The organism is Paenibacillus sp. FSL H7-0331, from assembly GCF_001956045.1.
In genome coordinates this window covers 1-4,901 of record NZ_MRTH01000101.1, presented here as the reverse complement: position 1 = coordinate 4,901, position 4,901 = coordinate 1, and the positions used below count along the sequence as shown (strand labels likewise).

At 33.7% G+C, this 4,901-nt stretch carries 8 protein-coding genes; all 8 read left to right on the top strand.

Annotated features, from left to right (window positions below; translation table 11 throughout):
• The first annotated feature begins 389 nt into the window (after positions 1 to 389).
• A complete protein-coding gene (locus BK127_RS41580) occupies positions 390 to 806 on the top strand; it encodes a GIY-YIG nuclease family protein (protein ID WP_076238494.1) in 417 nt (138 codons plus the stop codon).
• 30 nt (positions 807 to 836) lie between these two features.
• A complete protein-coding gene (locus BK127_RS41575) occupies positions 837 to 1,613 on the top strand; it encodes an RNA ligase family protein (protein ID WP_076238493.1) in 777 nt (258 codons plus the stop codon).
• Between the two features lie 86 nt (positions 1,614 to 1,699).
• Positions 1,700 to 1,894, top strand: coding sequence for a transcription initiation factor TFIIIB (locus BK127_RS41570; RefSeq protein ID WP_076238492.1), 195 nt, complete (start codon positions 1,700 to 1,702; stop codon positions 1,892 to 1,894).
• Between the two features lie 204 nt (positions 1,895 to 2,098).
• On the top strand, positions 2,099 to 2,647 hold the full coding sequence (locus BK127_RS41565; protein WP_179097826.1) for a hypothetical protein: 549 nt from the start codon (positions 2,099 to 2,101) through the stop codon (positions 2,645 to 2,647).
• Between the two features lie 56 nt (positions 2,648 to 2,703).
• The gene (locus BK127_RS41560) at positions 2,704 to 3,441 is read left to right on the top strand and encodes a tRNA(His) guanylyltransferase Thg1 family protein (RefSeq protein WP_076238490.1); all 738 of its coding nucleotides are present in this window, start codon (positions 2,704 to 2,706) and stop codon (positions 3,439 to 3,441) included.
• Between the two features lie 2 nt (positions 3,442 to 3,443).
• A complete protein-coding gene (locus BK127_RS41555) occupies positions 3,444 to 3,881 on the top strand; it encodes an AAA family ATPase (RefSeq protein WP_076238489.1) in 438 nt (145 codons plus the stop codon).
• A 27-nt stretch (positions 3,882 to 3,908) separates the two neighbouring features.
• Positions 3,909 to 4,169, top strand: a complete 261-nt coding sequence (locus BK127_RS41550; RefSeq protein ID WP_076238488.1) for a hypothetical protein — start codon at positions 3,909 to 3,911, stop codon at positions 4,167 to 4,169.
• A 315-nt stretch (positions 4,170 to 4,484) separates the two neighbouring features.
• Positions 4,485 to 4,847: a hypothetical protein gene (locus tag BK127_RS41545; RefSeq protein ID WP_076238487.1), complete on the top strand. Its 363-nt coding sequence runs from the start codon at positions 4,485 to 4,487 to the stop codon at positions 4,845 to 4,847.
• Positions 4,848 to 4,901: the final 54 nt, after the last annotated feature.

Genomic DNA, 4,901 nt, shown 5'->3' with positions numbered 1-4,901 from the left:
CGGCATCGTAGATTCGCTCCTGTCTGATGTTTTCATTCTACTAGCCCCTATTTTTTCTGTCCAATTTACTGTAGCCGATCCACACGCAAGCTAGAAGATATTGGACTGGAGAAGATGCGGATATACAGGGATACGAATTTTTATTTGAGGGAACAGCGAAGGTAATAGATATAATCAAATAAAACAAAATAAAAGGTTAATTTTATGAGGAAATGAGATGGACTGATGCAGACCTTTACTGGTGAAGTTAACGCCTTAAGATTAAATTTAGGTCACTTGGTGAAGTCTTCTATATTTCTAATAACATCATAAAAAGTTGTGGAATTTCAAAAAAATTGCATGAAAACGGATGAGATATGACTTTTTGTATTATTTTAAGGAGGATTTGAGTGAATCCAGAAGATATAGGACAAAGGTATATTTATGTAATACAACTTGAAAATGAGAATGTGTATGTTGGGCAAACTCCATATCTTGCAAAGAGACTTGATGAACACAAGAGAGGGAAAGCTTCAAAATGGTCAAAAATTCATAAATATGAATATTTAATTGACCGATATGACGCAGGCATATGCACTTCAGTTCAAGCTGAAATTTTAGAAAATGAAACTGTACTAAAAAACATGAAAGAACGTGGATGGAGAAAAGTCAGGGGTGGTCATCTATCTGCAATAGAAGAAAAAGAGATATTGCGAGTTATGATTAAATATAGAGATAAATACAAGATCGATAAGGATTACTTTGATGTGTTAGTTAACGAATTAGACGATGATATGAAAATTGAACTGTCAAGATATATTCAATAAAAAGAAAATTTTATGGGAGATGAAAAACGAATGGATTTTAAGAAAATTAATTCTCTAACAAAATATCCAAGTATCCTTACATATCATGCTTTAGGTGAAAGAGGTCGTTTAACTGATGAATTATCCGAGTCAAAAGGTTTTTCTAATTCCGATGAGGTCTTTGTTTATGAAAAGGTAGATGGTGAAAATTCAAGAATTATATTCTTTAAAAACAACTGCAATGAAGTGGATTATCTAATCGGTTCAAGAGAAGAACTACTGTATGCAAAGGGGGATAGGATCGGCAATCCTTATGGTAACATCGCGGAGTTTCTTAAGCCACTGACCGAAAGAATAATTGCTGATATTTTTCCCAAAGGAGATTGGGCGTTAACAGTAATTTATCAAGAATCGTATGGTGGGAAGACAAAAGCTGCTAAGAACTATACGGATATTAAGACTCAAGGGTATCGAGTATTTGATGTGTTTTCTTTAACTCGGGATGAATTAGACAGGCTTCTTGAGCTACCACAAGAAAAGATTGCTGAGTGGAGAGATCATGGAAATCAACCTTTTTATGATGAAGTTGAGAAAATGAAATTTGTTGAGAGTGTAGAATTAGAATTTGCGCCTCTCTTAGAAGTGGTCAGGGGTTCGGATTTTCCAACTTCAATTGAGAATACATTTTCGTTTTTGAAGCAATTTGAAGCTACAAAGGTAGGGATTGATGCATCTGGAAAGTCTGAAGGGATTATTGTTCGCACTTCGGATCGTACCCAGATTAGAAAAATTCGTTTTGAAGACTACGAAAGAACGTTCAGAAAATAAGATAATAAAGCAACAATTTGATTAAGAAGTGTAAGGAACAAATAAAATGGCAATACGTTCAAATCATTATAAGTTGGAGGTTCGAGATGGTAAACGAAACGAAATGCCCTGAATGTGGTGGATCTAGCTTTGGCAAAGGTAAAGCTAAAGGCGAAGGCAGAATTTATCCTATTAAAAAATTCTTCACCATGGGATCAGAAATTACTCATGTCATTTGTACTAAGTGTGGATTTATTGTCAAGAGCTTTGTCGTTGATCCTGAAAAATTCGAAGAGCAATAAACTATATATTTGTACATAAGAATACGATAAAACAGATTTTTCATGAGGAAAAATGAGGTGGTTAATATCTGTTTGTGGCTGTTAAGCGAATTATTGATAGTAGAGTGTACGTGTATGAGACAGAGGCTGAAGCAAAGGAAGAATACGAGAACTTGTTTGTGAAATGTTGCGAGGATGATGAAGAGGTCGATGTGAAGATTTTATATGGAAAAATCTCAGAAATCTCACATATTAAGCAGAGTACATAAAATAATACTTTTATTAGAATCCCAAGTTATAATGAGGTTTACTAAAATGAGGAAATTAATATTCATATCATTGATTCTATTTATAACAGTATGTATTACACTGATTTTGTGGTCAAAAAGGGAAGATGGCAAATCCATAGTTCCAGTAATTAATAATTTTTATAACGATTTTATTGAAAAAAACTATTCGAATATGTACAAATACACTGATTTTAGTAGATACTCCCAGAACCCTGATTTAACAAAAGAAGGAAAATCGAGTTTGGCACAAGGATTGTTAAATAACGATAGACACTGGTATGGAAATATACAGAAATATTCTATAGATAGAATAAGTTGGAGAGGGGTCAACAAAAGAATTACGACAGTTGCTATTACAACATTGGATGGAAACGGAAATGAACAAATTTTATACGATAAAGTTATCATTGAAAAGAAGGGCGAGAATTGGTTTATTACTGAATATAGTTCAGGCTCACCTTGGAGAACTATGAAGATGCCTTAATATGTAAACAAAGATTCATAAAACAATTCTTTAATAGGAAAGGGAAATGAATAGATATGAAGAAAGATGATTTTGGCAACAGAATGAAGGAATATGAAAATGCTTTTAGAGACAGCTTGCCGCGTAGACTTCCAGTGATATTAAGAATTGATGGTTGTCACTTCCACACCTTCACAAAAGGAATGAAAAAGCCTTTTGATGAAACACTAACAAATGCATTATGGGAAACCTGCAAGTACCTCGCTCAAAACATAATGGGATGTAAAATTGTATATCATCAAAGTGATGAAATATCAATCTTGCTTACGAATTATGATAAATTAACAACTCAATCATGGTTCGAAAATAATATTCAAAAAATGGTCTCAGTATCTGCATCGATGGCAACAGCGAAATTCAATGAGATCATTAAACCGCATTATCCCGATAAACCTCTGGCAACTTTCGATAGTAGGGCATGGGTACTTCCACACGATGAAGTAACAAATTATTTCTTATGGAGACAGCAAGACGCTACAAAAAATAGTATTTCTATGGTAGCACAAGCATACTTCTCACAGAAACAGTTACAAGGTCTCACTGGAAAGCAACTTCAAGATAAGCTATTTTTAGAGAAGGGGATTAATTGGAACGATCTACCTGTAGGGCAAAAACGTGGTGTTTGCATCACTAAGCAGCAGTATTACAAAGGCGAAACGCAAAGGACTAAGTGGGATGTTGATCATGAAACGCCAATATTCTCACAGAATAGAGATTATATAAACCAATATGTAATTTTGGATAAGGATGAGTAATTGTGGAGTGCGTTATTTTCGTAGGAATTCAAGCTTCGGGCAAATCAAGTTTTTATAAAGAAAGATTTTTTAATACTCACATAAGGATTAATTTGGATATGTTGAAGACAAGGTATAGGGAGAAGTCTCTAGTAATGGCCTGTATCCATGGGAAGCAATCTTTTGTAATAGATAATACAAACCCCACGAGTGAAGATCGAGCAAAGTATATTGAAGCAGTTAGACAATGGGGATTTAGGGTTGTAGGATACTATTTCGAACCTGATTACGATGAATCCGTTCTAAGGAATGAAATACGACAAGGAAAAGAAAAAGTACCTAAAGTAGCAATTAAGAGTACAATTAGGAAAATTCAAAAACCATTATTCGAAGAAGGATTTGATGAATTGTACCATGTAAAGTTAATTGATGGATCTTTTGTCGTGCAGGAATTACAATAAAACGAGTCTTTTAATGGAGGCTACATTATGAAAAAAGAAGACGCAATTCTAACTGTTCAAAGGATGTTTAATGAAATTATGTTAGAAGCTGATCATAGCGGTGGCTTTAATGAAATGGATCAAACTCAGACTGAATTCACATTGTCAGACGATTTCTTAAATGAAGTTACTATAAAAGGTTTGAAAATGCTAATGAGTCTAGTTGAAGAATGTTCTAGTGCTGGAGTTAATAGAAAAAAGGTACTATCTCCAGATCAAATCGCCAAAAGGTTGAGCAAAATTTCTTGATAAAATGATCTTTTATGGTGAATGAGGGAGGATGTAAAATGACCTATATAAAACCGCTTTGCTTGTGTGGGAGTGATTTGTATTTATGGGAGCAGATTTATACAACTAATGAATATAAGATATTAAAAAACGGAACCGAGATTAAAATGTGGAAGTTGTGAGACGGAATATGAATATGAAAAAGACCATAAAGGTAGGTATTCCAGAGGAGAAATAATGAATGAAGGTAAAATTAAATTCACCTCTGATGATGAAGATTAACAGCCAATAAATTCGAAGTTTTATTAGAATACACTAAACTTGGAGGACAAAAACATGAATCAATCAGAACTAGCACACAAAGCATTCTTAGAATTAGTGAAGAACTTTAATATTGAACATGCAAAAATAGGCTCAACAAATACAAGAAATTTTTTGAAAAACTTACTACAGAATAACCTTGTTGATAATAAAAAACAGAAACTCTATTTGAAATGGCTGCTCAAGATGTCAGGAAAAGAATTCTACTTATTACAAATGGCAGATGGTGTTTTTATGTTGCTTAATCAAAATGTAAAGAGTGCGGCTACTTGTAGGTATTGTACCACTATAACAGATGCAACTAAGAGAATTTTAAATAATTACAATGAGTTAATCGAAATTATAGACTTGCATTCTGACCTTGCCCTGAAAAAGTAGACACGTAGAAAGCCTCAGTGAACCCAATTAGCCTAACTTTCTCCGACCAGGAAT